Here is an 817-nt window from a genome sequence, read left to right on the forward strand (position 1 = left end):
AGGTGTTGTCACATTAACGGTCCTGAGGTTGCTGGTTCATTGATCTGGGCGTAGGCGGTGTCGATGCAGACACAAAAGATCAGCTACAAACGCCACCGGTTTCCGCCTCAGATCATCGCTCATATTGTCTGGCTTTACGTCCGGTTCAACTTGAGCCTGCGCGAGGTCGAAGAGCTGATGCTGGAACGTGGCGTCGACGTTTCGTATGAGACAATCCGGCGCTGGAGCGTCAAGTTCGGCCCCCTGATCGCCCACGTTCTACAGCGACGGCAGCCGCGCCCCGGCGATGTCTGGCATCTGGACGAAGTCGTTGTGAAGATCGCGGGTCGGTCATACTGGCTCTGGCGCGCGGTCGACCAACACGGCTTTGTTCTTGAGGAAATTCTCCAATCGAGACGAGACAAGCGCGCCGCAAAGCGGCTTTTGGTCAAGCTGATGAAACGTTGGGGCTTCGTGCCAAAAAGGATCATTACGGACAAGCTGCGCTCCTATGGTGCCGCAAAGCGCGAGGTCGCGCCTGGCCTTGATCATTGGTCACACAAGGGACTCAATAACCGCGCAGAAAACAGCCACTTGCCCTTCCGAAAACGAGAGCGGGTGATGCAAGGCTTCCGATCGCCGGGTGGATTACAACGCTTCGTATCTATGAAGTCTGCAACCCGCAATAGTTTCTCTGTCCCAGCCCGCCGCCGCTCTGCGCTCACCATCCGCTACCATCGGCTCGAAGCATTCGAGGCGTGGAAATCCGCGGCACAGGCCGCTTGATCAACGAACAGCTTGCCAACTTGCAAATTCGGCGAGTTAACGTGACAACACC

1 protein-coding gene is annotated in these 817 nt (G+C 56.9%); it reads left to right on the forward strand.

What is annotated here, in order from left to right:
• The first annotated feature begins 63 nt into the window (after window positions 1-63).
• Window positions 64-765 carry an IS6 family transposase gene (locus J7392_RS24135; protein WP_065331824.1) on the forward strand — a complete coding sequence of 234 codons (702 nt, stop codon included), beginning with the start codon at window positions 64-66 and terminating at the stop codon, window positions 763-765.
• Window positions 766-817: the final 52 nt, after the last annotated feature.

The sequence above is a fragment of the Sulfitobacter sp. R18_1 genome, from assembly GCF_017743915.1.
Lineage (GTDB): Bacteria > Pseudomonadota > Alphaproteobacteria > Rhodobacterales > Rhodobacteraceae > Sulfitobacter > Sulfitobacter faviae.